Below are 23,866 nucleotides of genomic sequence, written 5' to 3'. Positions count from 1 at the left end.
TTTCTTTACCTCATCACTTCATATAATTTTGGCATCGTCTCTTTAACAATACCTTCAAATTGTTTTACTTCTTCCATCGTGTTTTCCGGTGCTAGACTAATGCGGATTGCGCTTGCAGCTGCGGCATGCGGTATTCCCATTGACACTAGTACTCGGCTCACTTCATTTGCTTTTGAAGAACAAGCAGACTTCGTTGATACATATACACCATGCTCTTCTAAAGCATGAACGACCACTTCTGGTTTTAAACCAACAAATGATACATTTAAAATGTGCGGTGCCGCATATTCAAGTGACGTATTAATCGTTACATCTTCCATCTCTTTAAAGACACGGACAAGCTCTGCTTGTAAATTTTGCAAATGAACTACCTTTTCTTTCACTTGCTCCATCGTCATACGAAGTGCTTTTACCATCGCTACAATACCAGGTAAGTTTTCTGTTCCTGAACGATACTTAAGCTCTTGTTGACCACCTGATAAGATTGGATCTAACCTTACACCATCACGTACGTAAAGAAGACCTGTCCCCTTTACGCTATGAAATTTATGCCCAGATATTGAACAAAGGTCAATATGAGAAGCGTATAAATCAAGCGGTACTTTTCCTATCCCTTGCACATGGTCCACGTGGAATCTTATTTTCGGATAGTTCGATAACATTGTTCCAATTTCAGCAACAGGCTGAATCGCTCCAGTCTCGTTGTTCACGTGAATAATTGACACAAGAATCGTATCTTCACGAAGCGCTCGTTTTACATCCTCTACCGATACAACACCGTGCTCGTTAACCGGTAAATATGTTACATCAAAACCGAGATCCTCTAATTGTTTATATGCCTCAAACACAGACGCGTGTTCAATATTTGTTGTAATGATATGTTTACCGCGCGAACGATTCCTCATCGCTATTCCTTTAATCGCAAGGTTATTCCCTTCCGTTCCACCCGATGTGAAAATAATTTCAGAAGGTTTAACGTGAAGGAGCTGTGCTGCAATCGTTCTCGATTGTGTTAATAGACGCTCTGCCTCTCCTCCAAGCGAATGAATAGAAGAAGGATTTCCAAAATATTTCCCTGCAACCGTTACGTAAGATTGAAGAGCTTCTGGATATGGCTTTGTCGTCGCACTATTATCAAAATAGATCATCGTTCTTCCCCTTTCAGCGCTGTCACATCGTATAATCATATCATAAATACGTGTAATTACGCTAAAACTACTCAAAGGTTCCGTTATATTTTAAAACGAATAACCTTACTGTATTCCGCTATTCATTATAGCAACATCGCCTCCAAAATTACACAAAAAAACAAACCCTTTATTAAAGGGTTTGTTCATTGTCTACATATTCAGCTATTTTTTGAACAACGCCAGGTTCAAGTTGCTCTAGTACAGAAGCCGCTTGTTCTAAAGCTGCATCGTATTGATATTCACGGAATAATTTCTCCGCATAATCTAAGCTTTCTGCAAGATTCTCATCATGACTGCGGTAACGATTACCGTATTGAATTAATTTTTCAACTAAATATGCTTGTCCAATTAACTCTTCCGTCATTTCAGATACACCATTAACAGTTGTGTATGCCTCTTCTAAACTGCTATTTACAGCATTCATATTTAACGGCTTTACTTCTAATTGATCATATACAGCTTGCATTGCCATTTGTCCTCTTTGTAAATCCTCCATAATACTCTCTGGAAGACCTGGCAAATTCGACTTTTGCATAAAGCGTTTCGTTTCGAAAATAGTATTACGCATTTCTTGTAACTTCTCACGCGCTTCGAATTCTTCTTTACGCATCGTTTGCAACATTTCTTTATATTCTGCATGAAGTACTTTTAACGTTTCACATTGCTCATAAATCTCTTCTAGTTCTTCACGAATAATAGAGAATGCGATATCTTGTTCAGCAACGCGTATTTGCAACACTTCAAAACGTTTCATTAAAATATGCATTTGCTTTTCAATTACTTTTTGTGACTCAATATCTTTGTCTTGTAATTGATAACTTTGTTTTACAAGTTGTGTTTCTGCTTTCGTTTCAATTGTTTCAGTGCGAATTTCTTCTAAATCTTCATAAACAGAAAGTGTTTTTTGCTCCACATAATGTTTCGCATGCACTTCTTGTTCAAGTTGATCATAAAAACTGTCTAAACGAGTTTTTAAGTTCTCTACTTTTTCTGCTGCTTCCGTTATATAAAGCTCCTGTATATCCATTAAACATGTGTGTAGTTGTGTCGTCATATCGCGGACTTCTTTAGGAATTTCCAAATACTCTAATACATAGCCTTGTCTTATCATATCATCATGACCTTGTAATAAGTCTTCCAGTTGAACTGGTAATGTCGCTTGACACTCTACTAATAAATCTGGAATTTGATGAATGATGATTTCTAAACTTGCTAAACCTTCTTCTAAACTAATAACAATTTCTCTCGCTTTTAAATAATCACCATTATCTGTTGCCTCTTCAAAAGTTTTGAACTTCTCGGATTCAACGTCTAACATCTCTTCGATTTTTTGCTCAGCTGCTCCATACATGTGTCGATGAGCAAGAACGCTCTTTTTCATACTACGATATGCATCACGTAACCCTTCAATTTCCGAGCTATTTTTTTCATGGCTTTCTAACAATTGCTGTAATTCATTTAAAATGTCTGTAATACGATTATCAGCGTCATCTAAACCACTTATGGATTCATTCATCGCATGCTTTGCTTTTCGGAAGGAGAATTGCGAGGCGAATTTTCGCGCTTGCGCTAAATCTTTGTCAGCTTTCGGAAGGGTTGTTGATACAATTTCATCCCATTCTTCACGCCATTTACCAAACAGTTCTTCTGTTTGACCTGTCATATTTAAGTCTTTCACCCGTTTTAGTTCATCTGCCACAGGCTTATCTTTTATCTCTTGTTTCCACTGCTCCAGTGCTTCAATATCTTTATATGAACGATTTCTTATCACAAGCTCTATCATGAGCAGCACTAGAATAGAGCTTACTACAATGATAACGATCGTCAGGATAGAATCCATGCAAAAAAGCCTCCTAGTTATATCTCTTTTTTTGTCCGTTCCGTTTATGAAATGGAAGGCATTATGTATAAAAAGGGAATCCCCCTATATTTAACAACTAACAATGTACTAATCATACCATGTTATGACGTGTTTTTGACCTAGTTTTTTTTAAAATTTCATGTTTCTTTAAATGCACTTGTAATCTTTCTCAACATTCCGCTTATTTCATTCTCCAGCCTCAAATGAATACAAGAACGAGCACTCTTTCAGATGAGATACGAAATAAATTTTTCGTGTTAGTGGTGGTTCTACAGAAATCGCACGCACGTTACCTTGCATTACCGCTTGCTGTACAGCGGTTTCCGGAAGCAACGTTATACCAAGTCCAGCTCCTACCATCGCAAGCATCGGTTCTGCATAAGACGTTTCAAATGCAATGATTGGTTTCGCACCTATCCCTTGAAACATATTCGTAATCATTTTCCTTATATCACAGATTTCTGGATATACGATTAACTTTTCATTTTGCAAATCTTCCATTCGGATCACTGTTTTCTCTTTATAAAGATGATCATTTGAAACTACACAAACAATTTTTTCTTCTCGCACTTCTTTTATACACGTAACGTCTTCTACTACTGAATCGACGAACATCGCTTCAATCTTCCGTTCTTTAAAGAGTCCCATTAGTACTTTCGTATGCTCAATTTTCCATTCTACTTCGAATCCGTCACCTAATATATCTTTACATTTTGAGATGTAATGCGCTGCTAAACTTGGCAATATGCCTATAGAAATTTTCCGCTTCTCTTGAAATTTCTTCATTTCGGCTTTCACTTCATGTATGTGTTCCAAAATCGGTAACATTCTTGTTATAAATAACTCTCCAGCCTCTGTTAACTCCACTCCTTGCGCGGAACGCTTGAGTAAAGTAACCTCTAAATCCGCTTCTAATCTTTGAATTTGTTTACTAAGCGCTGGTTGTGAAATATGTAAAAGTTTACTCGCCTTCGATAAACTTCGCGTTTGCTTTACTTCAATAAACGATCGTACTGCCTCCAAATCCATCATACACACCTCTAACAAAAAGTTATAACTGTCATAAAAAATCGATATTTCCTTTTAAGAAGAATCAATCTCTATACTTATTTCATCAACTTACTATAACGAAATGTAAAGGAGAATGAAACTCTTGGACAAAAAACAAATACTACTCGGCTCTCTTCTATGCCTGCTTGCTGTAACTGCTTGGGGATTTATGTTTCCTGTAATGGCAAATGCCTTGCAATTTATCGATCCGTTCTTCTTCACAACTATCCGATACGGATCTGCAGCTATTATTTTTCTTATTTTGCTATTCATTACTGAAGGAAGAACTTCACTCCGCTTAGAAAAAAGAACACTTTCTTTATTCTTTTACGGAACAGTCGGTTTCGCTGGATATGGTTTTCTAATTTTTTATGGCCAACAACTTGCCGGGCCTTCTGGAGCCATCCATGCCGCGATGATTCAGTCTCTTATGCCACTCATCGCTTTATTATTGCAGTGGATAACAAAAAACAAACGCCCACAAAATTACACATTTCTTTGTATGTTCGTTGCATTACTCGGTGTTATGCTTGTCATTTCAAAAGGAAATATTCATTTATTATTTGGAGCAGCAAGCCACTTATCAACAAATATATTTATGTTATGCGGCGTTACTTGCTGGGTAATTTACACGAACGGCGGTGCTCGTTTTCAATCTTGGTCACCACTCAGGTATACGACGCTAACTTGTTTATTCGGCTCAATTTCACTCATCATTATTGTCACTTTCTTAACTTACACAAACGTCGTTAATGTACCATCATTATCTACACTTATGAGCGTTCGTTTTGAACTCTTTTATATGTCGATTATCGCCGGCGTTATCGCTGTATTTTGCTGGAACACGGGGAATCGATATATTTCATCTATTAACGGCATATTATTTATGAATTTAGTTCCTGTACTTGCACTCATCGGTTCTATCTTTCGAGGTTATACAGTCGACAAAATTGAAATTGCCGGCGCCTCATTAACAATTATTGCGCTATTATGCAACAATTTATGGCAAAGAAAACAAGACATAAAAATCCCCACCTCAGTTCGTTAGGTGGGGATTTTTCACATATGAACAGCTCTTGGCAATTCATAGTACATATTCGCTTTATATAATGTCTGTTCCATCCATTGCTCAATTTCTTTCGTGTACATTTCTAGGAAAAATGTCTCGGACGGAAAAGAATGCAACACTTCTGATATATATTGCGGATATAAAAACGGCATATTTATCATGCCTTTTAATTGCGTCATAAACATTGTAAAAGATACCTTTTTAAACTCTTGTTTCATTTGTCCCTGTTTAATGATTTGCTCTATATAATATCTTTCTCTAGAAAAATAAACGGTCATCACTTCACGAATTAATGTCGTATCAAGCGAAAGCTCTCTATAAAAAAAACGTGTCAGTTCTCTATTATCAAATTGATATCGTAAAATCCCGCGCACCATTTGCGCCATCACATCTTTGGCCGATAAATATTCTCTCTGTTCAAATGACGTTTCAATTACATGAATATATCCTTCTAAAAAGTCAGTAATAAGCTGTTCTAATAAACCTTGCTTTCCAGCAAAATAATATGAAATATTCGCTACATTCACATCCGCTCGCTTTGCAATTTCTCGCACCGACGTTCCATCATAACCTTTCGTGTTAAACAACGATATTGCCGCATCAATTACTTTTTGTTTCGTCTGTTTCATGCGCTCACTTCCTCTCACTGAACAGCTATAGTTTAAATTTCTTGACTTTTAAGACAAATTCCTTTAATTTTCTATCGACAAAGTCATGTGAAATACATCGTATTTTGCTATCGTTTTACATATCTCGCTAAAAAGGGAGTTGTTTCCATGTTTACAAAAGAAAGTTATGCAGGATCTCGTGAAGAGCAATATGAGACAGTAATTAAACAACTGGATGCATTATTAACTGGCGAACCAAACGTAGTCGCAAACTTATCAAATGCGTCCGCACTATTAAACCAATTTTTAGATCGTGTGAATTGGGTTGGCTTTTATGTAACAGAAGGAAATCAGCTTGTTCTTGGACCATTCCAAGGAATGCCTGCTTGCGTACGTATTCCATTTGGACGAGGCGTTTGCGGCGTTGCAGCTGAAACGAAAACAACGCAGCTTGTGGCGGACGTTCATCAATTCCCAGGACATATCGCTTGCGATAGTGCTTCTAATTCAGAAATCGTTGTACCGATTCTGAAAGAAGGAAATGTCATTGGTGTACTTGATATTGATAGTCCTGAAAAAAATCGTTTTGACGAAGTAGATCAGCACTATTTAGAAAAGTTTGTGGAAACACTCCTAAAACATATTTAAAAAAAGAAAAGAGTGAGTTGTCGATTTAGTACGTCATGTACGAAACCGATAACTCACTCTTTTTTATTGATTCACAGTAGATATTTTCTTTAACGCTTGCTCTAAATCAGAAACGATATCTTCCCATGATTCTAAACCGACAGATAGACGTATTAAATTATCATAAATGCCCATTTCTTTTCTTAAATCAGCTGGAATCGCAGCGTGCGTCATCGTCGCTGGATGCTGAATTAATGTTTCTGTATCACCTAAACTTACCGCAATCGTAATAAAGTAAAGGTCATTGATAAACGCTTGCGTCTCTTCTTTTCCGCCTTTTATTGAAAAAGAAATAACACCGCCGCCACGTTTCATTTGGCGAGATGCTAATTCCCCTTCTGGGTACCAAACACCTTCTACCGCGTCATGATTTTTCAGGAACGATACAATTTTTTCTGCATTATCACAATGACGATCCATTCTTACCGCTAACGTCTTTAACCCGCGTAACAATAACCACGCATCAAACGGCGCCATAATACCACCGATATCTTTTCGCATCGGACGGATTTTTTCAGCTAGCGCTTTCGTTTTACAAATCGTTACACCGGCTACAACATCACCGTGACCACCAATATATTTTGTCGCACTATGAACAACAGCGTCACAACCGAGTTCAAGAGGTCTTTGTAAATAAGGTGAACAAAATGTATTATCGACAATAACAAGCAAGTCATTGCGCTTCGCTACCCCAATCACCTTTTCTAAATCAATTAATTTCATCGTTGGATTAATCGGTGTTTCAACGAAAATGAGCTTTGTATTTGGACGAATTTTATTTTCAATATCAGTCTCTGTCTCCATATCACAAAACGAATGCGTAATCATAAACTTCTCTTCTAACACTTCTAAAAAACCGTACGTACACCCATATAATCCATTTGAACAAATAATATGATCTCCAGCCTTTAGAAAGCCAATCAAGGTTGCTGAAATAGCCGCCATGCCAGATCCGAAAGCAAGCGCTTCTTCTCCCCCTTCTAACACCGCCATACGTTCTTCAAATAATTTCACAGTTGGATTTCCAAGTCTTGAGTAAATATACGATGGATCCACTCCTGCGAAACTCGCCTCTCCTTGCTGCGCAGTCTCAAATGTAAATGTAGATGTTTGAAATAAAGGTGGTGTTAAACTTCCTTTATGTTCCTCTGATGTATAACCGTGATGAATTAACGCTGTCTCCATATGCTTCTTTTTCATAAAAACATCCCCTTTTATGTTTTTATCCCGCTATTGGCCGGGCAGTAAGACCCCCACATCAAAATTCAGCGAAAGCAAAAAAGTTAGGCGTGGGGATCAACTGCCCGTAAAAGCCCGATTCGTTCAACTAATACTCAGTGGTGGGGGATGCCCCCACCACTGAGTAAAGTTTCACTTTATCGCCGCATATTCATCAACAAAAAATTAATGAACATTTTTTACTACATTTTATGTAAGCGTTTTATTTGTGTTTCTATCTCTTCTTTTATATTGTTTTAAATTCCTTCTTGTTAATTTCCAAAATTTATATGCATAAAACAAAAAGGGAGTCGCTTGACGAAACTCTGGGTAAAAGATATAATAGCGTTTGTGTAAAATAAAAAGGCAGCCTTGTAATGTGAGTTTATCGTTTGTATTTTGTTCCTCTACGGAGGTGTATCTCGTAACTCCCTGCTGCTGGAGCGAAGGTACATGAAAACAAAATGCCCGTAAATATCGATTACGTCTGTTTTTATTTTACGTAAATAAAAACATTTTTAAAGGAGGAGTCAACTATGGCTCGTTATACAGGTCCAGCTTGGAAACTGTCTCGTCGTCTTGGAATCTCTCTAAGCGGCACAGGAAAAGAATTAGAAAAACGCCCTTACGCACCAGGTCCTCACGGTCCTAACCAACGTAAGAAACTTTCAGAATACGGTTTACAATTACAAGAGAAACAAAAACTTCGTCACATGTACGGCATGACTGAGCGTCAATTCCGTCGCACATTTGACCAAGCAGGTAAAATGCCTGGTAAGCACGGCGAAAACTTCATGATCCTTCTTGAAGCTCGTCTTGACAACTTAGTTTACCGTATGGGCTTAGCTCGCACTCGTCGTGCAGCTCGCCAATTAGTAAACCACGGTCACATCACAGTTGATGGATCTCGCGTAGATATCCCATCTTACCGTGTAAAACCTGGTCAAACTATCAGCGTTCGCGAAAAATCTAACAGCCTTGTTGTTGTTAAAGAAGCGATCGAAGTTAACAACTTCGTACCAGAATACTTAACTTTCGATGCTGATAAGTTAGAAGCTACTTACACTCGTCACGCTGAGCGTTCTGAGTTAGCAGCTGAAATCAACGAAGCATTAATCGTAGAGTTCTACTCTCGTTAATCTCGGTACTCTGAAAAGAGTATTATTAAAAGCCTTAGGAACCTTGTTTATCAAGGGGCCTGGGCTTTTTTTATTTATATAAATGCCTTATGTATAGTAAGATACTTCAAGAAATTTTTTTCATGAAGTATGGATAATCGTCCTTACTTCTCTTTTATTCATTCCAACGATTGGATTCTCTTTAATACTAGCTCCGTTTATTGTACAAAATTTTATAATTCATCTTCATTACATGCTGTTATACTTATGCCCTTAAACATATAATCATTTCGTTTCCAGACTACCCCTTTTTTCATTACTTCCACATTATATCTCAATAGAAAAAGCTACCAAAGAAAATAAAACGTTCTCTCTGGTAGCCTTTATTTATATATTAAAGTTATTTATTTTCCTCTTTTTGAACATATACATAAGCATCTTTCTGCTCTTTATGTACATCAACCTTCGAATGCTCTGCAAGCTGACCCGCATTTAGCAAAGAAAAAATAATGAGCGCTTCTAGTGACATTTTGTTTTACCACTCCTTTCTATTTGTTATACGTTTATCATACCGCTTACATGTGATTTCCGTATGAACTCGAAAAGGAGATTAAAACAAAAAAGTTACAGAACTGCTAACTGTATTTTATTGCTGAAATGGTTTATTAAAGTAAATTCTTACGATATAATACCAAAAAATGGGAGTGTGATTCATTTTGACAATAAACCAAATGGTTCAATTGGGTAGTGCATGTATGCTGTTTATTACTTCCGCGCTTATTAATTGGTATCAGGGGAGTAATTTGATAGATTATCCTGATGAATGGAAATATAGCGCTAAGTTTACGAATTACTTTAAAGGCACCGTTTCAAATTACCAAGATATTTATCAAATCGATTTCTTTATATATGCGGCAAAGTTTTATCCAGCAGCATTTATTGTTATGCTCATTAGCTTACTTTATATGATCGTATTAATTCTTCATATTCTATTTACAAGAACTCGTAAGGCAATCTAAATTCATACGTAAAAACCCCGAATCATAAACCTTTCAGCCTACAATTCGGGGTACTATTTGTTTTATATTCGTTTCTGATTAGTAACGAATTAAGAAATATTTCTTTTTACCGCGGCGAATGATTGTAAATTTACCTTCGATGCGGTCGTTTTCTGTTACAACGTAGTCTAATGCTTGTGTACGCTCACCGTTTACGTAGATTGCACCGTTCGTTACATCTTCACGTGCTTGACGTTTAGATGGAGAGATTTTGCTTTCTACAAGTAAGTCAATTAATACTGTATCTTCTGCAGTGCGTTCTACAGATGGTACGTCTTTGAATCCTTGCTCGATTTCGCTTGCAGTCAGTTCTGCTACAGAACCACTGAATAATGCAGCTGAAATTTTAATTGCTTGCTCTAATGCTTCCGCGCCGTGAACAAGTTTTGTCATTTCAGAACCTAATGCTTTTTGTGCTGCACGTTTTTCTGGCGCTTCAGCTGCTTGCTTCTCAAGCTCAAGAATTTCTTCATGAGATAAGAATGTGAAGTATTTTAAGTATTTAACTACATCACGGTCATCTGTGTTAATCCAGAATTGGTAGAACTCGTAAGGAGTTGTTTTCTCTGGGTCTAACCAAATTGCGCCGCCTTCTGTTTTACCAAACTTCGTACCGTCAGATTTTGTAACAAGTGGAATTGTTAAACCGAATGCTTTCGCATCTTCTTCTGATTTACGGATTAATTCAAGACCAGCTGTAATGTTACCCCATTGGTCACTACCACCGATTTGCAAGCGGCAATTGTGGTTTTGGTATAAGTTTAAGAAGTCGTATGATTGTAAAATCATATAACTAAACTCAGTGAATGAAATACCAGTATCTAAACGAGATGCTACTGTATCTTTTGCTAACATATAGTTTAAACCGAAATTTTTACCGATATCGCGTAAGAATGAAATTACATCTAAGTTACCAAGCCAATCATAGTTATTAGCCATTGTTGCTGGGTTGTCCACGTTTTCGAACTCTAAGAAGTTTGAAAGTTGGTTTTTAATGCTTTCTGTGTAGTAAGCAACTGTATCTTTCGTATTTAATGTACGTTCTGCTTTTTTACCACTTGGGTCACCGATCATACCAGTACCACCGCCAACAAGTGCGATTGGTTGGTGACCAGCTAATTGGAAACGACGTAACATTAATACTGGTAACATATGACCGATGTGTAAGCTATCCGCTGTCGGGTCGAAACCACAGTATAATTTAACGCTTTCTTTTTCTAATAATTGCTCAAGGCCCTCAGCATCTGTTTGCTGATTAATTAGACCGCGAAATTCAAGATCTTGTAAAATACCCATATCCTACATACTCTCCTTTAAGTTCATTACTGGCGTGAAGGTTGAAAACATAAAAAAATCGCCCCTTTAAATAAGGGACGATTTTGATTATCGCGTTACCACCCTAGTTGCAGGCAAAAAAAAGCCTACCACCTTATTTACATAACGGCTTAGCACCGTCTTTTCCCTTTTGAATACAATTCAATCGAAAAAAGATGCTCTAGGGGCGTAATTCGCGATCATCTATGTGCTGATTTTCACCGACCATCAGCTCTCTAAAACAGGGAAATGATCACTACTTCTCCCTTTCCACGCTCAATTATTCATATACTTTTCTTTATACCATCATTTATATAGGCGTGTCAAATAGAGGTCGGGTTTCTCTCCTTTCCAATCCTTTACAACGTCGCAAAGAGTATCGTAATAAGAGAAAGAATTGGAACCCCAACTAATAACGATACATGAAACACAACCGATAAATCATTCCCAATCGTCGCCTCCACAGGATCTTTCGCTGGAGAACCAAGAAATCCGATTAATCGATCGAAGCGACTTACCGTTTTTGGAAAATCTGGTATTTCTACATGATCACTATCTAAATGCTGTTTTAATTTGTATTCACTCTTAAAGGGATTTTCGCTCAATTTCATCCACCTCCAGCAATTGTTTCAATTTCTTTATTCCGTTATGGAGTCTCGATTTCACTGTTCCAATCGGAATGTTTAATATCTCTGCAATATCTTTTTGCTGCATATCATGATAATAAGAAAGAATAAGGACAGCCCGCTGTTCTTCAGGAACTTTCAAAATTGCCTCTCTTACCGTGAGCCGGTCTTCGATAGAAAATTCTTTTTCCTGAATCGGCACTAAAAACGGCAAAAGCGTACGCCACTTTTTTCTTCTATTTAATTTATTAATCATAAGACGATAACCAATTTGAAATAAATACGTTTTTATTTTGCCTTTTTCAGGTTCATACATATGTTTCTTACGTTCTAGCGTCAAAAACGTATCTTGCACGAGATCGATACTTAATTGTTCATCTCGGTTAAATCGATATAAAAATGTGTATAGCGCTGGTTTGATCAAAACATATAGTTTTTCTCCCGCCTGTCTATCTCCACTTTGATACGCAAGCATGAGCTCCTCCTCAATCCCAATCTGCGCCATGATTTTTGATCTCCTTTATTCCTTTTAACGTTAACGAAATGCGGGAAATTAAATATGCACTTGCGACAATAATCCATACTTGCGATTGATTCGTAAAAAATTGAACATACGGGTTTTGTATTGTATGACCGGTTGAAACTAAAATATTTAATGCTTGCACACATATGCATGCATACACTGCCAGACAAGCCGAAATCGTATCAAATACATTCCAGCGAAAATACACTTTTGTTTTTGTAAAATCAATTTTATATCCATTTTTCCTTACTATATGTTTTCTATCAAATGGAATAATGATTGAAAACATAACACTCATCATGACCCCAGCTGTAATCATTGATACTTTAAATCCGATTGGCATCGGTAATAGCGAACCACAAGAAAATACGACTATAATTCCAATTAAAGCAAAAGTAAGAAGTAATTTATTAGACATAAAAAAGCCTCCCTCATCTATTCTTTCATAAATGTATACAGACGAGGAAGGCGCTTCGTTCAAAGATTATTTTATTTTTTTAATAATCTTTGCAGGATTTCCGCCAACTACTACATTGTCCGGCACATCTTTCGTTACAACAGCGCCAGATGCGATAACCGCGTTATCTCCAATTGTTACACCTGGATTAATAATCGCTCTTCCACCAATCCATACGTTATCACCAATTGTAACTGGTTTTCCGTATTCTGATCCGTTTATGCGTTCTACTGGATCAAGCGGGTGCGTTGCTGTATAAATGTGAACTCCTGGAGCTAACATACAGTTCACTCCGATTGTTACTGGACATACGTCCAAAATCGTACAGTCAAAGTTCGCGTAAAAATTTTCACCAACGTGAATGTTATAACCGTAATCACATCTGAAAGAAGATTCAAGATGAATGTTATCTCCAGTCGTTCCAAATAATTCTTTTACGATTTCGCTACGCTCTTTTAATTGTACTTCTGGCGTTTCATTTAATTTTCTCGTTAATATACGAGCTTGCTCCCTCTCTTGTACTAAAACTGGATCAGCTGGTATGTACATTTCGCCTAGTATCATCTTTTCTTTTTCTGTTTTCATTTCCTTCTTCCTTCTCCCCTTCCAACACGTATATATAAGTTTATAATAACATAAAAAAGAAGGGTCTGAACGTATTCATTCAGACCCTTCCTCTTTTAATCTTCCATCGTCGATAAGTCACCTGTTGGTAAGTTTAACTCCCACGCTTTTAATACGCGGCGCATAATTTTACCACTTCTCGTTTTCGGTAATTTATCTCTAAATTCAATTTGTCTTGGCGCTGCATGAGCTGCTAGGCCTTTTTTTACAAATTGACGAATCTCTTCTTTTAATTCATCAGATGGTTCATATCCTGCACGAAGCGCGATAAAAGCTTTAATGATTTCCCCGCGCACTGGATCAGGAATACCAATTACACCAGCTTCTGCAACAGCAGCGTGCTCGATTAATTTACTTTCTACTTCAAATGGACCAACGCGCTCACCTGACGTCATAATTACATCATCAATGCGCCCTTGGAACCAGAAGTATCCGTCTTCATCCATATAAGCTGAATCACCTGATACGTACCAATCTCCTGGCATAAAGTAAGACTCATATTTTTGCTGGTTATTCCAGATTCCACGCATCATAGCTGGCCAACCTTTACCAATTGCTAAGTTACCCATTGTGTATGGAGGAACTTCATTTCCTTCATTATCAACAATCGCTGCTTTCACACCTGGAATTGGTTTACCCATTGAACCTGGACGGATTTCCATACAAGGGTAGTTACAAATAACTTGTCCACCTGTTTCTGTCATCCACCACGTATCATGAATACGAAGTCCAAATGCGTTCATACCCCAGCGAATTACTTCTGGATTTAACGGTTCACCAACGCTTAATACGTGACGAACTTGTGATAAATCATATTTTTTTATTGCTTCTTGTCCAGCTCCCATTAACATACGGAACGCTGTTGGTGCGCTATACCAAACTGTTACACCGTAATCTTGCAGTGCTTCATACCACGCTTCTGGACTAAATCTCCCGCCTAAAATAACATTTGATGCCCCAACTAACCACGGTGCGAAAATACCGTAAGCTGTTCCAGTTACCCAGCCTGGGTCAGCTGTACACCAATATACATCGTCTTCTTTTAAATCTAATACCCATTTCGCCGTTTGATGGTGCTGCACCATTGCATTTTGCGCATGAAGCACACCTTTTGGCTTACCAGTAGAACCAGACGTGTAATGTAGAATTAAACCGTCTTCACGGCCTAACCATTCGATATGTAATTCTTTTGAAGCTTGTTCAAATAAAGGATTGAACGCTACCGTTTTACCGCCTTCTTCTACATTATCTCCAACAAGGAAGACTGTTTTTAAAGCAGGTAAATCATTTAATGGTACGCGCTCTAACAATTCAGGCGTTGTAATTAACACCTTTGCTTCGCTATCTTCTAAACGATCGCGAACTGCACCTTCCATAAATGCTTCAAATAGTGGACCAACGATTGCCCCTAATTTCACTGCACCAAGAAGAGCAAAATATAATTCTGGAGAACGCGGCATAAAAATAAAAACGCGATCGCCTTTTTCTACATCGCCATAATTTTTCAGGACGTTTCCTGCTTTATTAGAAAAATCCTTCATTTCCTTAAATGTATACTTCTCTTTTCGCGATCCATCTTGATAATAAAGGGCTACTTTATTTTTACGATCGGATTTCGCATGCTTATCAATTGCCTCATACGCCATATTTACTCGGCCTGTTTCATTCCAAGTAAAGTTTTTATTAACCTCTTCCCAGTTAAAATTCGCGTATGCCTCATCATAATTCGGCAAATTATTTTCTCCTTTAATGACAGGAAGCGTTTCTACTTTCATACTTTACATCCCCCTCCTATGTATTCTATTATCTATTATAATGACATTATTTAAAATTTTCAGTATTTTTGTTGATTTTTAGACAAATTTTTAATGACAAATTTCGATTCACATCGCATATATTATAAAGTACGATATTAATAGATTCACAAACCCTCAAGGTGGTGAGTAATACATTGATTCATAAAAAAATATATAATGCTAGAAACTTAAAAACAGCGAAAGGCACTTTAATTATTGAAGGTCCTGTCTCTACACATAACTTAGAAATGTATGAATTTCATCCCGATTTAGTTGCGTTTCGTCCTGCCGAGCAGCAATATAAAGCAATTGTCGAAATTTCTAAATTACCAGAAGCTCGTCTCATTATTGCTAGACATGACCAAATGATTGTTGGATATGTTACATACTTGTATCCTGATCCACTCGAACGATGGTCAGAAGGAAAGATAGAAAACTTAATTGAACTCGGGGCGATTGAAGTTGTCCCTGCCTTCCGCGGTTGCGCTGTCGGAAAGAACTTATTAGAAGTTTCAATGATGGACGATCATATGGAAGATTACATTATATTGACGACTGAATATTATTGGCACTGGGATTTAAAACAAACAGGCTTAAATGTTTGGGAGTACCGAAAAGTAATGGAAAAAATGATGAATGCTGGTGGCTTACAATGGATGGCTACAGATGATCCTGAAATTTGTTCGCATCCTGCTAACTGTTTAATGGTCCGCATCGGTAAACGCGTTGATACGGATTCTATTCAAGCATTTGATCGTCTACGTTTTCACAATCGTTTTATGTATTAATAAAGGGGGCAACTGGAATGATTGTAGAAGAAATTATGAATCAAGATGTAGTGACACTACATCCAAACGATACAATTGAAACAGCAATCCGAACAATACGCACGAAAGGCATTCGGCACATTCCAATTGTCGATCAAAATAATCATGTCGTAGGCATTATTTCTGATCGGGATGTAAGAGATGCAAGTCCGTCTATTTTAGATGAACAAGTTTCACTCGATATGCTGAAGCAACCACTTGAACTTATTATGAAACATCCTGTTATGACTTGCCATCCTCTTGATTTCGTTGAGGAAATTGCTACTTTATTTTTTGAAAATAAAATTGGCTGTCTCCCTGTTACAAAGGCTGGAAAGTTAGTTGGAATCATTTCTGAATCTACGGTACTGCACACGTTAGTGAAATTAACAGGAGCACATCAACCAAGTTCACAAATTGAAATTCAAGTAAAAAATGAACCTGGTATTCTCGGAAAAGTTGTTGCTATTTTTAGTGATTTACAAATCAATATCGTGAGCGTTCTCGTCTACCCAGCAAAAGATGAGAATGATAAAGTACTCGTTTTCCGCATTCAAACGATGAATCCTTTAAGGGTGATTGAAGCACTTGAAACAGAAGGCTATCGTGTTTTATGGCCGAACATAATGGGGATGCAAGCATGAGTAGCGCCTTCATTTATTCGGATGACTTTCGGGGCTATTCATTTAGCCCTGATCATCCTTTTAACCAACTGCGCGTCACACTCACGTATGATTTATTACAAAAGAGCGGTTTTATCTCTCCCTCTCAAGTCATCGCGCCACGGATGGCTACAGATGAAGAGATTGCCTACGTTCATACAGAGGAGTACATAAATGCGGTAAAACGTGCTGGAGAAGGTAAGTTAGAAAAATCAATTGCGATGACATATGGACTCGGAACAGAAGATACACCGATGTTTCCAAATATGCACGAAGCAAGTGCATTACTCGTTGGCGGTACATTAACAGCTGTCGATGCTGTTCTTTCTGGAAAAGTAAAGCACGCCCTCAATTTAGGCGGCGGCTTACATCATGGCTTCCGTGGTAAAGCATCTGGCTTTTGTATTTATAACGATAGCTCTATCGCAATGAAATATATTCAGAAGAAATACGGTTTACGCGTTTTATATATTGATACAGATGCTCATCACGGTGACGGGGTACAATGGTCTTTTTACGACGATCCTAACGTATGCACCATTTCATTACATGAAACTGGGCGTTATTTATTTCCTGGAACTGGCGCAGTAAATGAACGTGGACAAGGAAATGGATATAATTATTCTTTTAACGTTCCACTCGACGCTTTTACAGAAGACGAATCGTTTTTAGATTCATATCGAACGGTTGTAAAAGAAGTTGCAGCATACTTTAAACCGGATATTATTTTAACGCAAAATGGCGCTGACGCACATTATTACGACCCACTTACACACCTTTGCGCATCGATGAACATTTACCGTGAAATACCGAAGCTCGCTCGCGAAATCGCTAATGAATATTGCGATGGTCGCTGGATCGCTGTCGGCGGCGGTGGCTATGACCACTGGCGCGTCGTCCCAAGAGCTTGGGCACTTATTTGGCTCGAAATGAACAACATCCAAAACATCTCAGGTTATCTCCCTCCAGAATGGATTGACGCTTGGAAAGGACAAGCCGAAACAGAACTTCCCCTCACATGGGAAGATCCAGACAACATGTATAAACCTATCCCCCGTAAACCAGAAATTGAAGAAAAGAATGCATTAACTGTAGCGAAATCTCTTGAAATTATTCGGAATAATATGACAAAATCTTTGTACTAAACGAAAAGGAGGCTCGTTTTTGAATAGCCTCCTTTTATTTATTGTCGGTTTTTGTTGGTAAGTCGATATATTTCAGTTACTAACGGACTGGCCCAACTCGTATAAGAAAAGGTAGTGATATTATGTGGACACAACAAATGATCCACACGAAACGTGGCACATTTGAACTCTTTACAAAAGGAAATGGCGAACCGCTTTGTATTACACATCACTATTCACAATTTAATGAAACTGGCGATTACTTTGCAGATGTTTTCACTTCTACACATCGTGTATTCCTCATTAATTTACGAGATGCTGGTAACTCTATAAAAGCCAAAGTAGAAAACGAATTAAGTATGATTGAAACGATTCACGACTTAGAAGCAATAAGAGAAGCTTCACAACTTCCTACATGGCATTTCGCTGGTCATTCAACAGGCGGTATGCTTGGGCTTTTATACGCGATTACATATCCAAATTCCTTACAATCATTAGTCGTTGTCGGAGCCGCAGCAAGTAACTATACCGAAACACCATTTTGTATTTATACCCCTGCACATCCGCAGTTTCATTATATGCAAAAACTCATCGAAAACTTGAAGGACCCTCATCTTACAAATGAAGAACGAAAGGAACTCTCTACTAAGAGAACAAAATTATCATTGTATAAACCTGAAAACTACAACTCTTATTTTTGTAAACCAATCAAAAAAACAATGTCTGTTAGCCGGATGAACGCTTTCTCTCAAGAATATCCTTCATTTGATTTAAGAAAGTACTTACCTTCTATCAACATAAAAATGCTAATTATTTGCGGAAGACACGATGTGCAGTGCCCAATTCAATATTCTATCGAAATGCATGAGGGCATTCGTAATTCTATTTTTGTGCCGTTTGAGGACAGTAACCATTATCCTTTTTTAGAAGAAGCCAGTCGGTTTACTTCTATTACTCAAGAATTTTTTGGGATTAAAAAGAAAATTAAGGACTCACAAAGGCAATAAGTCTAGGAAGAGAGAACAAGTTTATTAGTGCTGTTTTGCTAAAGGAGGAAAATAGGATGAAAGAAAAATTATTAAGAGTTGGAACGACTTATATTCCAGTTACCAACGTAGAACTTTCTTCAAATTGGTATGTGAACAAATTGGGAGCAGAGTTGCACTTTAAAGACGAAGACAAAGCTATTATTAACTTTGCAAATCAAAGCTTTTTTCTAGTTAAATCCCAAGATAATCAAACCTTAAATTTTTTTGATTTTCACGGTGAAGAACGCTTTTCTATAACATTCGAAGTTAACGGATTACATGCACTAGAATCAATTCATAGTGAATTTATTGAAAAGGAAATTCTAGTTGGGGAGATTGAAAACAGAGGGCATGTTGGGAAGAATTTTGTTTTTTATGATTTAGATGGTAATAAATTTGATGTTTGGAGTGAATTAAGTCCTATTTTCAAAGAAAAATACCTAATATAGAGTGATTTTTTACAATCAAACGTAAGTATTAAATAACATAGAAAGATACGAGGCTTATTCCATTAAAGCCTCGTTAATGAATATATTAACCTTCAAAAGAAATATTTCACACTAAAAACAACTAAAAGAACACAAGAAATAACAACTAAACCTACATCAAGTAATACTGACTTTTTATCTCTATCTTTTAAGCTTACCTTAGAGCTAGAAATACTTTTAATTACCCAAAAGATCGCAAAAAAGAACCAACCGAAATGATCATTTGTATTATCTTTATCGTAAAACATTTGTATTGCACCGATAATTAATAAAATAAGTACGATATTCGTTCCAATCTTTAAAGCCTTGTTTAATTTATTATCTTTTAATGTATCTCCCAAAATGTAGCACGCCCTCTCATACTCTCCTATGTTCTATCTCTCTTTATATTTTAACATAAATTACCTATTTACCCCTTTTAGTCCAGATAACAACAAAAAACCTGCCAATTACTCGGCAGGTACATTACACGTTAAAGCGATAACCAGCTCCCCATACTGTTTCAATATATTGCGGGTGAGCAGGATCTCTTTCAATTTTTTCACGTAGCTTTCTAATGTGAACAACGACAGTGGCTAAATCGCCAGCTGAGTCTAGTCCCCAAATACGTTCAAATAACTGTTCTTTATTTAATACTTGGTTTGGATGCGTTACAAAGAATGTTAGTAAATCAAATTCCTTCGTTGTGAACGCGATTTCTTCATTGTTTATAAAAACTTTTCTCGCTCGCTGATCGATAGAAATCCCATGGATATACAACGTATCGCGTTGCTTACTCACATTTCCTGATAATCTTTCATAACGAGAAATATGCGCCTTTACTCTTGCTACTAATTCACTCGGGCTAAACGGTTTCGTTATATAATCATCCGCCCCTAAACCAAGTCCGCGAATTTTATCTATATCTTCCTTCTTTGCTGAAACAAGTAAAATTGGAATATCTTTGATAGCACGTATTTGTTTACAAATTTCAAAACCGTTCATTTTCGGAAGCATAATATCTAAAATAATTAAATCATAGTCTTCCTGAAGAGCCATTTGTAGACCTATTTCTCCTGAATGCTCTACATCGACTTGAAAATCACTAATTTCTAAATAATCTCGCTGTAATTCTGCAATACTTATTTCATCTTCTACTAGTAAAATTCTCTTCATTCTACTCACCACATTCCTGTACTTTTTTCAATGAGAAGAAAATACTTGTACCTTCCCCAAGCTTACTTTCCGCCCAAATTTCTCCGCCATGTTCTTCAACAATTTGCTTCGCTATCGCTAAGCCAAGTCCACTTCCACCTGTGCTAGAATTTCGCGATTGCTCTGCACGATAAAACCGCTCAAATATATACGGCAGCGTATCAGCTTCTATACCTGATCCATTGTCCATCACTTTTACAATAACTTTATTGTTATCACTCAATACCGTTACAGTAATTTTCTTCTCTTCTTTATCCATGTATTTCACACTATTATGAATTAAATTTGATATCACTCTATTTATCTTTTCGCAATCAGCCGTTACATATAGTGGTGATGAATGTAATTGTAAATGTACTTCTATACCTTCCTCACTTAAATCCATCTGCATCTCTTCTAATAATTCTTGCATAAACACGTTTAACTCTATCGTTTCAAACTGAAAAGGAACTCGATTCAAATCAAGCTTTGAAAACAAAAAGAGCTCATCAATGAGTGTATCCATATGCTTTGCCTTCGTATGAATGGTCGTTAAATATTTATCCATTTTTTCTGGCGTATTTGCGACTCCATCTTTTATACCTTCTACATATCCAATAATAGATGTAATCGGTGTTTTTAAATCATGAGATATGTTTGAAATGAGCTCTTTTCGATTTTCTTCATACTGCGTTTGCACCTCAATCGACTCTTTTAATCTCTTCCTCATTTCCTCAAATCCTTGATTTAATTGCCCGATTTCATCATGGGATATAACTGGAATTTGAAAATCCAAATCCCCTTCTTTAATTCTCCCAGTCGCATCTTTCAGTACAAAAATTGGTTTTATCACACTTCTTGAGACGAAATAACTTAATAGCCCTATGAGTAAAATGGCTAACAGTAAAAGCGCTCCGAACAAAATCGGAAATAACTTTTGTGTAAGATCGACAAATGAACTTTGCCTTTTTAGTACAAATATACTCCCTTCTTCATCCCCAGGAAAATAAAAATCAAATTTTACATATCGATAAAATGTATCGCCTAGTTCCGTTGTACCACGACTATTAATATTTGCTGATTCAAATTTCGGAAGGGCTTCTTTTAAAGATACACTTTCAAATATTTTTGTAGCATAAGAAATGGTTTCTCCCTTTCTTACAACTATTTTCACACCTTCTTTTTCAAGTGATGAAACGAACGATTCATCTAATAGTTGAGATTGATTTTTCTTTGCCGCTAATTTCAATTCAATATACGTATTCTCTTCTTCGGGCGTAAGCGGCTTTTGAATATAGGAACTTTTATAGAAATTTTTCACTGATTCCAAGTCTCCTGTTATGGAAAAAACAATTAAAAATCCCGCAACTAATATGAGCATAATGGAAACGAGAATAACAGCAATATAAGAGAATAAAAATCTTGTTTTAATAGACATTTCTTACATCCTCACTTTAACAAACCTTCTTTCCCATAAGCATAAAAATATATGTTCAAATACTCAAGCGATTTTATAGTAATTTTAGCGTCAGTTTATAAAAATTTAATGTTCTTCTTTTACAGTTGAAATAAGGAGGTTGAAATTCCATGTTCAAAAAAACATTAAGCATGATCTGTTGCGTAATTTTTTTGCAAGGTTGCTCGCAAGAACAAGAAGTTAAAAAGGAGATGACAAACATGGAGACAGCGCTACTAGCAGCTACTGAAAAACAAGAAACGAATACTGTTATATCGTTACTCAAAAAAGGGGCTGATATGAATATAAAAGACAATAAAGGACGTACCCCTCTTATGATTGCTACATACAAAAATGATGTAAAAACTGCAAAAGCGCTTATTGAAGCAGGGGCTGACGTAAATATCCAAGACGATATGAAAAACAATCCCTTTCTATACGCCGGTGCAGAAGGTTACTTCGATATTTTAAAACTAACGATTGATGCCGGCGCAGATCCATTGCTTACGAATCGTTACGGTGGAACAGCCCTTATCCCCGCCTCAGAACATGGCTATATTGATGTTATTAAAGAACTCCTTACGCGAACAACTATTGATGTTAACCATGTAAATAATCTCGGGTGGACCGCTTTAATGGAAGCCATCGTACTAAGTAACGGAAACGAAACACAGCAACAAGTCATTCGCCTTCTTATCGAGCACGGTGCTGATGTAAATATTCCAGACAACGATGGTGTTACCCCACTAGAGCACGCTCGCGCTCATAACTTTGAAGAGATAGAGAAGATTTTGTTAGACGGACGTAAATAAAAAGCTATTTTTTGCCTTCCTCCCCCACCCTATGCTACATTTAACCCGTTACATTAATATTAATAGGGTGGGAATAAACATGAACAAACCTAAAATTGGGATGATTGGACTTGGAAGTATTGCACAAAAAGCCTATCTTCCAACACTTACAAAAGAAACAGATTGGGATTTTGTAGGGGCGTTTACACCTAACGCGGAGAAAAGGAAACAAGTTTGCCAGCAATACCGTATTCAAGACTTTCATTCTATTGAAACGTTAGCTTCGGAATGCGATGCAATCTTCGTTCATAGTTCAACTGCTACACATTATGAAATCGTTTCTGAACTTCTGAAAAAAGGAATCGACGTTTATGTTGATAAGCCGCTAGCAGCTACAGTAGAACAAGCTGAGAAACTAGTCGAGTTGAGCGAGAAGTATAACCGAAAGTTAATGGTCGGATTTAATCGCCGATTCGTTCCTATGTACGTTGCTGCCAAAGAGCAAGCTCATGATATTTCATGGATCCGAATTGAAAAGCACCGCACAAATAAAGTGGGGCCATATACGTATGACTTTACTATGTTAGATGATTACTTACATATTGTAGATACTGCTCGCTGGTTAGCTAATGATGACCTTAACGTCGTTCACAATATGATGCAAATCAATGAAAAGAATGAACTTCTTTACGGGCATCATACATATACAACTTCAAATGGACTATTACTTTCTACAGCAATGCATCGCCATGCAGGTACAAATTTAGAGCAAATTGAACTTGTAACAACAGGGAAAATCATTCGTGTAAAAAATATGAATACCTTTGAAATTGAACAAGAAAACTCGGTTTCACAAAGCGGTTCCCCGTCATGGGATACGACGCTAAAACAACGTGGTTTTGAAGATGCTGTTCATCATTTTATCGAATGTGTACACGGAAATACAAAGCCTGTTGTAGATGGATTAGAAGCATTAAAAACGCAGCAACTGTTGCAATCTCTACTGGAGAATGTAAATAAAAATTAAAACGGATACATTTTTCAGAATTTACTTTCATTCCCATTTCCTCTTTATTTCTCTTCCAAATTTCTATAGAATATGTTGATAGGAATTATAAATTTCATAATGAATCGTGGAA

The 23,866-nt window shown here is 37.0% G+C and carries 26 protein-coding genes and 1 other annotated feature; of the genes, 11 read left to right on the top strand and 15 right to left on the bottom strand.

The features are described 5' to 3' along the window. Positions 1–5: 5 nt before the first annotated feature. The 3 genes from Q3V31_RS13055 to Q3V31_RS13045 form a co-directional block, all read right to left on the bottom strand. Positions 6–1,148 carry a cysteine desulfurase family protein gene (locus Q3V31_RS13055; protein ID WP_000638968.1) on the bottom strand — a complete coding sequence of 381 codons (1,143 nt, stop codon included), beginning with the start codon at positions 1,146–1,148 and terminating at the stop codon, positions 6–8. Positions 1,149–1,320: 172 nt separating this feature from the next. Further along, positions 1,321–3,030: a septation ring formation regulator EzrA gene (gene ezrA / locus Q3V31_RS13050; protein WP_329765392.1), complete on the bottom strand. Its 1,710-nt coding sequence runs from the start codon at positions 3,028–3,030 to the stop codon at positions 1,321–1,323. A gap of 207 nt (positions 3,031–3,237) precedes the next feature. Further along, a complete protein-coding gene (locus Q3V31_RS13045; protein WP_329765607.1) occupies positions 3,238–4,080 on the bottom strand; it encodes a LysR family transcriptional regulator in 843 nt (280 codons plus the stop codon). A 124-nt stretch (positions 4,081–4,204) separates the two neighbouring features. Between Q3V31_RS13045 and Q3V31_RS13040 the strand changes: the two genes are divergently transcribed. Further along, positions 4,205–5,149 carry a DMT family transporter gene (locus Q3V31_RS13040; protein WP_016130332.1) on the top strand — a complete coding sequence of 315 codons (945 nt, stop codon included), beginning with the start codon at positions 4,205–4,207 and terminating at the stop codon, positions 5,147–5,149. An 11-nt stretch (positions 5,150–5,160) separates the two neighbouring features. Here Q3V31_RS13040 and refZ read toward each other — a convergent pair whose 3' ends face one another. Beyond that, positions 5,161–5,799 carry a forespore capture DNA-binding protein RefZ gene (gene refZ / locus Q3V31_RS13035; RefSeq protein WP_000814943.1) on the bottom strand — a complete coding sequence of 213 codons (639 nt, stop codon included), beginning with the start codon at positions 5,797–5,799 and terminating at the stop codon, positions 5,161–5,163. A gap of 147 nt (positions 5,800–5,946) precedes the next feature. On the opposite strand from refZ, the gene Q3V31_RS13030 reads away from it, so the two are divergent. Next, complete coding sequence (locus Q3V31_RS13030; RefSeq protein WP_000494318.1) at positions 5,947–6,426, top strand: GAF domain-containing protein; 480 nt, start codon at positions 5,947–5,949, stop codon at positions 6,424–6,426. A 63-nt stretch (positions 6,427–6,489) separates the two neighbouring features. On the opposite strand, the gene megL is transcribed toward Q3V31_RS13030, so the two are convergent. Beyond that, positions 6,490–7,665 carry a methionine gamma-lyase gene (gene megL / locus Q3V31_RS13025; RefSeq protein ID WP_000726600.1) on the bottom strand — a complete coding sequence of 392 codons (1,176 nt, stop codon included), beginning with the start codon at positions 7,663–7,665 and terminating at the stop codon, positions 6,490–6,492. 554 nt (positions 7,666–8,219) lie between these two features. Here megL and rpsD point away from each other — a divergent pair. Continuing rightward, positions 8,220–8,822 (top strand): 30S ribosomal protein S4, encoded by a 603-nt coding sequence (gene rpsD, locus Q3V31_RS13020; RefSeq protein ID WP_000135322.1) that lies wholly within the window; start codon positions 8,220–8,222, stop codon positions 8,820–8,822. A gap of 379 nt (positions 8,823–9,201) precedes the next feature. Here the strand turns inward: rpsD and Q3V31_RS13015 are convergent, their stop codons facing one another. After that, positions 9,202–9,330, bottom strand: a complete 129-nt coding sequence (locus Q3V31_RS13015) for a hypothetical protein (protein ID WP_000050938.1) — start codon at positions 9,328–9,330, stop codon at positions 9,202–9,204. A gap of 187 nt (positions 9,331–9,517) precedes the next feature. Between Q3V31_RS13015 and Q3V31_RS13010 the strand changes: the two genes are divergently transcribed. Then, the gene (locus Q3V31_RS13010) at positions 9,518–9,820 is read left to right on the top strand and encodes a YjdJ family protein (protein ID WP_016130333.1); all 303 of its coding nucleotides are present in this window, start codon (positions 9,518–9,520) and stop codon (positions 9,818–9,820) included. A 78-nt stretch (positions 9,821–9,898) separates the two neighbouring features. On the opposite strand, the gene tyrS is transcribed toward Q3V31_RS13010, so the two are convergent. The 6 genes from tyrS to acsA form a co-directional block, all read right to left on the bottom strand. Next, entirely contained in the window at positions 9,899–11,155 is a 1,257-nt protein-coding gene (tyrS, locus tag Q3V31_RS13005) for a tyrosine--tRNA ligase (protein ID WP_090814251.1), read from the bottom strand. 70 nt (positions 11,156–11,225) lie between these two features. Then, positions 11,226–11,455 (bottom strand) — a binding site (T-box leader). Between the two features lie 77 nt (positions 11,456–11,532). Further along, positions 11,533–11,778: a hypothetical protein gene (locus Q3V31_RS13000; protein WP_001293781.1), complete on the bottom strand. Its 246-nt coding sequence runs from the start codon at positions 11,776–11,778 to the stop codon at positions 11,533–11,535. Beyond that, entirely contained in the window at positions 11,759–12,304 is a 546-nt protein-coding gene (locus tag Q3V31_RS12995) for an RNA polymerase sigma factor (protein ID WP_000057208.1), read from the bottom strand. Before Q3V31_RS12995 ends, Q3V31_RS13000 begins: the two co-directional genes overlap by 20 nt. Continuing rightward, the gene (locus Q3V31_RS12990) at positions 12,285–12,740 is read right to left on the bottom strand and encodes a hypothetical protein (RefSeq protein WP_090814250.1); all 456 of its coding nucleotides are present in this window, start codon (positions 12,738–12,740) and stop codon (positions 12,285–12,287) included. The genes Q3V31_RS12995 and Q3V31_RS12990 overlap by 20 nt, the downstream gene beginning before the upstream one ends. 66 nt (positions 12,741–12,806) lie before the next feature. Further along, positions 12,807–13,364 carry a maltose acetyltransferase domain-containing protein gene (locus tag Q3V31_RS12985; RefSeq protein ID WP_000845592.1) on the bottom strand — a complete coding sequence of 186 codons (558 nt, stop codon included), beginning with the start codon at positions 13,362–13,364 and terminating at the stop codon, positions 12,807–12,809. Positions 13,365–13,459: 95 nt separating this feature from the next. Then, complete coding sequence (gene acsA, locus Q3V31_RS12980; protein ID WP_329765391.1) at positions 13,460–15,178, bottom strand: acetate--CoA ligase; 1,719 nt, start codon at positions 15,176–15,178, stop codon at positions 13,460–13,462. A 176-nt stretch (positions 15,179–15,354) separates the two neighbouring features. Here acsA and acuA point away from each other — a divergent pair, with 176 nt between their 5' ends. From acuA to Q3V31_RS12955, 5 genes are all read left to right on the top strand, one after another. Beyond that, complete coding sequence (acuA, locus tag Q3V31_RS12975; RefSeq protein ID WP_016130338.1) at positions 15,355–15,987, top strand: acetoin utilization protein acetyltransferase AcuA; 633 nt, start codon at positions 15,355–15,357, stop codon at positions 15,985–15,987. Positions 15,988–16,004: 17 nt separating this feature from the next. Then, positions 16,005–16,649 (top strand): acetoin utilization AcuB family protein, encoded by a 645-nt coding sequence (locus Q3V31_RS12970; protein WP_000634567.1) that lies wholly within the window; start codon positions 16,005–16,007, stop codon positions 16,647–16,649. Next, a complete protein-coding gene (gene acuC / locus Q3V31_RS12965) occupies positions 16,646–17,812 on the top strand; it encodes an acetoin utilization protein AcuC (RefSeq protein ID WP_080119936.1) in 1,167 nt (388 codons plus the stop codon). Before Q3V31_RS12970 ends, acuC begins: the two co-directional genes overlap by 4 nt. A 122-nt stretch (positions 17,813–17,934) precedes the next feature. Beyond that, the gene (locus Q3V31_RS12960; protein ID WP_090814249.1) at positions 17,935–18,798 is read left to right on the top strand and encodes an alpha/beta fold hydrolase; all 864 of its coding nucleotides are present in this window, start codon (positions 17,935–17,937) and stop codon (positions 18,796–18,798) included. 56 nt (positions 18,799–18,854) lie between these two features. Next, the gene (locus Q3V31_RS12955; protein ID WP_016130341.1) at positions 18,855–19,268 is read left to right on the top strand and encodes a VOC family protein; all 414 of its coding nucleotides are present in this window, start codon (positions 18,855–18,857) and stop codon (positions 19,266–19,268) included. A 92-nt stretch (positions 19,269–19,360) separates the two neighbouring features. Here Q3V31_RS12955 and Q3V31_RS12950 read toward each other — a convergent pair whose 3' ends face one another. The 3 genes from Q3V31_RS12950 to Q3V31_RS12940 all read right to left on the bottom strand — a co-directional run bounded on the left by Q3V31_RS12950 (position 19,361) and on the right by Q3V31_RS12940 (position 21,918). Next, complete coding sequence (locus tag Q3V31_RS12950; RefSeq protein ID WP_071735164.1) at positions 19,361–19,651, bottom strand: hypothetical protein; 291 nt, start codon at positions 19,649–19,651, stop codon at positions 19,361–19,363. Between the two features lie 121 nt (positions 19,652–19,772). Further along, on the bottom strand, positions 19,773–20,462 hold the full coding sequence (locus Q3V31_RS12945) for a response regulator transcription factor (protein ID WP_000821764.1): 690 nt from the start codon (positions 20,460–20,462) through the stop codon (positions 19,773–19,775). A 1-nt stretch (position 20,463) separates the two neighbouring features. Next, positions 20,464–21,918: a sensor histidine kinase gene (locus Q3V31_RS12940; RefSeq protein WP_016130342.1), complete on the bottom strand. Its 1,455-nt coding sequence runs from the start codon at positions 21,916–21,918 to the stop codon at positions 20,464–20,466. Between the two features lie 149 nt (positions 21,919–22,067). On the opposite strand from Q3V31_RS12940, the gene Q3V31_RS12935 reads away from it, so the two are divergent. Together Q3V31_RS12935 and Q3V31_RS12930 are read left to right on the top strand one after the other, a co-directional pair. Beyond that, on the top strand, positions 22,068–22,748 hold the full coding sequence (locus Q3V31_RS12935; protein ID WP_329765390.1) for an ankyrin repeat domain-containing protein: 681 nt from the start codon (positions 22,068–22,070) through the stop codon (positions 22,746–22,748). 79 nt (positions 22,749–22,827) lie between these two features. Continuing rightward, positions 22,828–23,754, top strand: coding sequence for a Gfo/Idh/MocA family protein (locus Q3V31_RS12930; RefSeq protein ID WP_098452307.1), 927 nt, complete (start codon positions 22,828–22,830; stop codon positions 23,752–23,754). Positions 23,755–23,866: the final 112 nt, after the last annotated feature.

This window comes from Bacillus nitratireducens, from assembly GCF_036320425.1.
In the GTDB taxonomy this organism is placed as follows: domain Bacteria; phylum Bacillota; class Bacilli; order Bacillales; family Bacillaceae_G; genus Bacillus_A; species Bacillus_A nitratireducens.
The sequence above is the reverse complement of the archived record's forward strand: the minus strand, read 5'-3'. Positions and strand labels throughout refer to the sequence as shown.

Coding starts and splice junctions, on each gene's coding strand:
- ezrA (WP_329765392.1), bottom strand. CDS start 3,030: ATGGATTCTATCCTGACGATCGTTATCATTGTAGTAAGCTCTATTCTA.
- acuC (WP_080119936.1), top strand. CDS start 16,646: ATGAGTAGCGCCTTCATTTATTCGGATGACTTTCGGGGCTATTCATTT.
- Q3V31_RS12955 (WP_016130341.1), top strand. CDS start 18,855: ATGAAAGAAAAATTATTAAGAGTTGGAACGACTTATATTCCAGTTACC.
- Q3V31_RS12970 (WP_000634567.1), top strand. CDS start 16,005: ATGATTGTAGAAGAAATTATGAATCAAGATGTAGTGACACTACATCCA.
- Q3V31_RS13055 (WP_000638968.1), bottom strand. CDS start 1,148: ATGATCTATTTTGATAATAGTGCGACGACAAAGCCATATCCAGAAGCT.
- Q3V31_RS12940 (WP_016130342.1), bottom strand. CDS start 21,918: ATGTCTATTAAAACAAGATTTTTATTCTCTTATATTGCTGTTATTCTC.
- tyrS (WP_090814251.1), bottom strand. CDS start 11,155: ATGGGTATTTTACAAGATCTTGAATTTCGCGGTCTAATTAATCAGCAA.
- acsA (WP_329765391.1), bottom strand. CDS start 15,178: ATGAAAGTAGAAACGCTTCCTGTCATTAAAGGAGAAAATAATTTGCCG.
- Q3V31_RS12985 (WP_000845592.1), bottom strand. CDS start 13,364: ATGAAAACAGAAAAAGAAAAGATGATACTAGGCGAAATGTACATACCA.
- Q3V31_RS12935 (WP_329765390.1), top strand. CDS start 22,068: ATGTTCAAAAAAACATTAAGCATGATCTGTTGCGTAATTTTTTTGCAA.
- Q3V31_RS12990 (WP_090814250.1), bottom strand. CDS start 12,740: ATGTCTAATAAATTACTTCTTACTTTTGCTTTAATTGGAATTATAGTC.
- Q3V31_RS12960 (WP_090814249.1), top strand. CDS start 17,935: ATGTGGACACAACAAATGATCCACACGAAACGTGGCACATTTGAACTC.
- Q3V31_RS12945 (WP_000821764.1), bottom strand. CDS start 20,462: ATGAAGAGAATTTTACTAGTAGAAGATGAAATAAGTATTGCAGAATTA.
- Q3V31_RS13045 (WP_329765607.1), bottom strand. CDS start 4,080: ATGGATTTGGAGGCAGTACGATCGTTTATTGAAGTAAAGCAAACGCGA.
- refZ (WP_000814943.1), bottom strand. CDS start 5,799: ATGAAACAGACGAAACAAAAAGTAATTGATGCGGCAATATCGTTGTTT.
- Q3V31_RS13015 (WP_000050938.1), bottom strand. CDS start 9,330: ATGTCACTAGAAGCGCTCATTATTTTTTCTTTGCTAAATGCGGGTCAG.
- Q3V31_RS12995 (WP_000057208.1), bottom strand. CDS start 12,304: ATGGCGCAGATTGGGATTGAGGAGGAGCTCATGCTTGCGTATCAAAGT.
- megL (WP_000726600.1), bottom strand. CDS start 7,665: ATGAAAAAGAAGCATATGGAGACAGCGTTAATTCATCACGGTTATACA.
- Q3V31_RS12930 (WP_098452307.1), top strand. CDS start 22,828: ATGAACAAACCTAAAATTGGGATGATTGGACTTGGAAGTATTGCACAA.
- Q3V31_RS13030 (WP_000494318.1), top strand. CDS start 5,947: ATGTTTACAAAAGAAAGTTATGCAGGATCTCGTGAAGAGCAATATGAG.
- rpsD (WP_000135322.1), top strand. CDS start 8,220: ATGGCTCGTTATACAGGTCCAGCTTGGAAACTGTCTCGTCGTCTTGGA.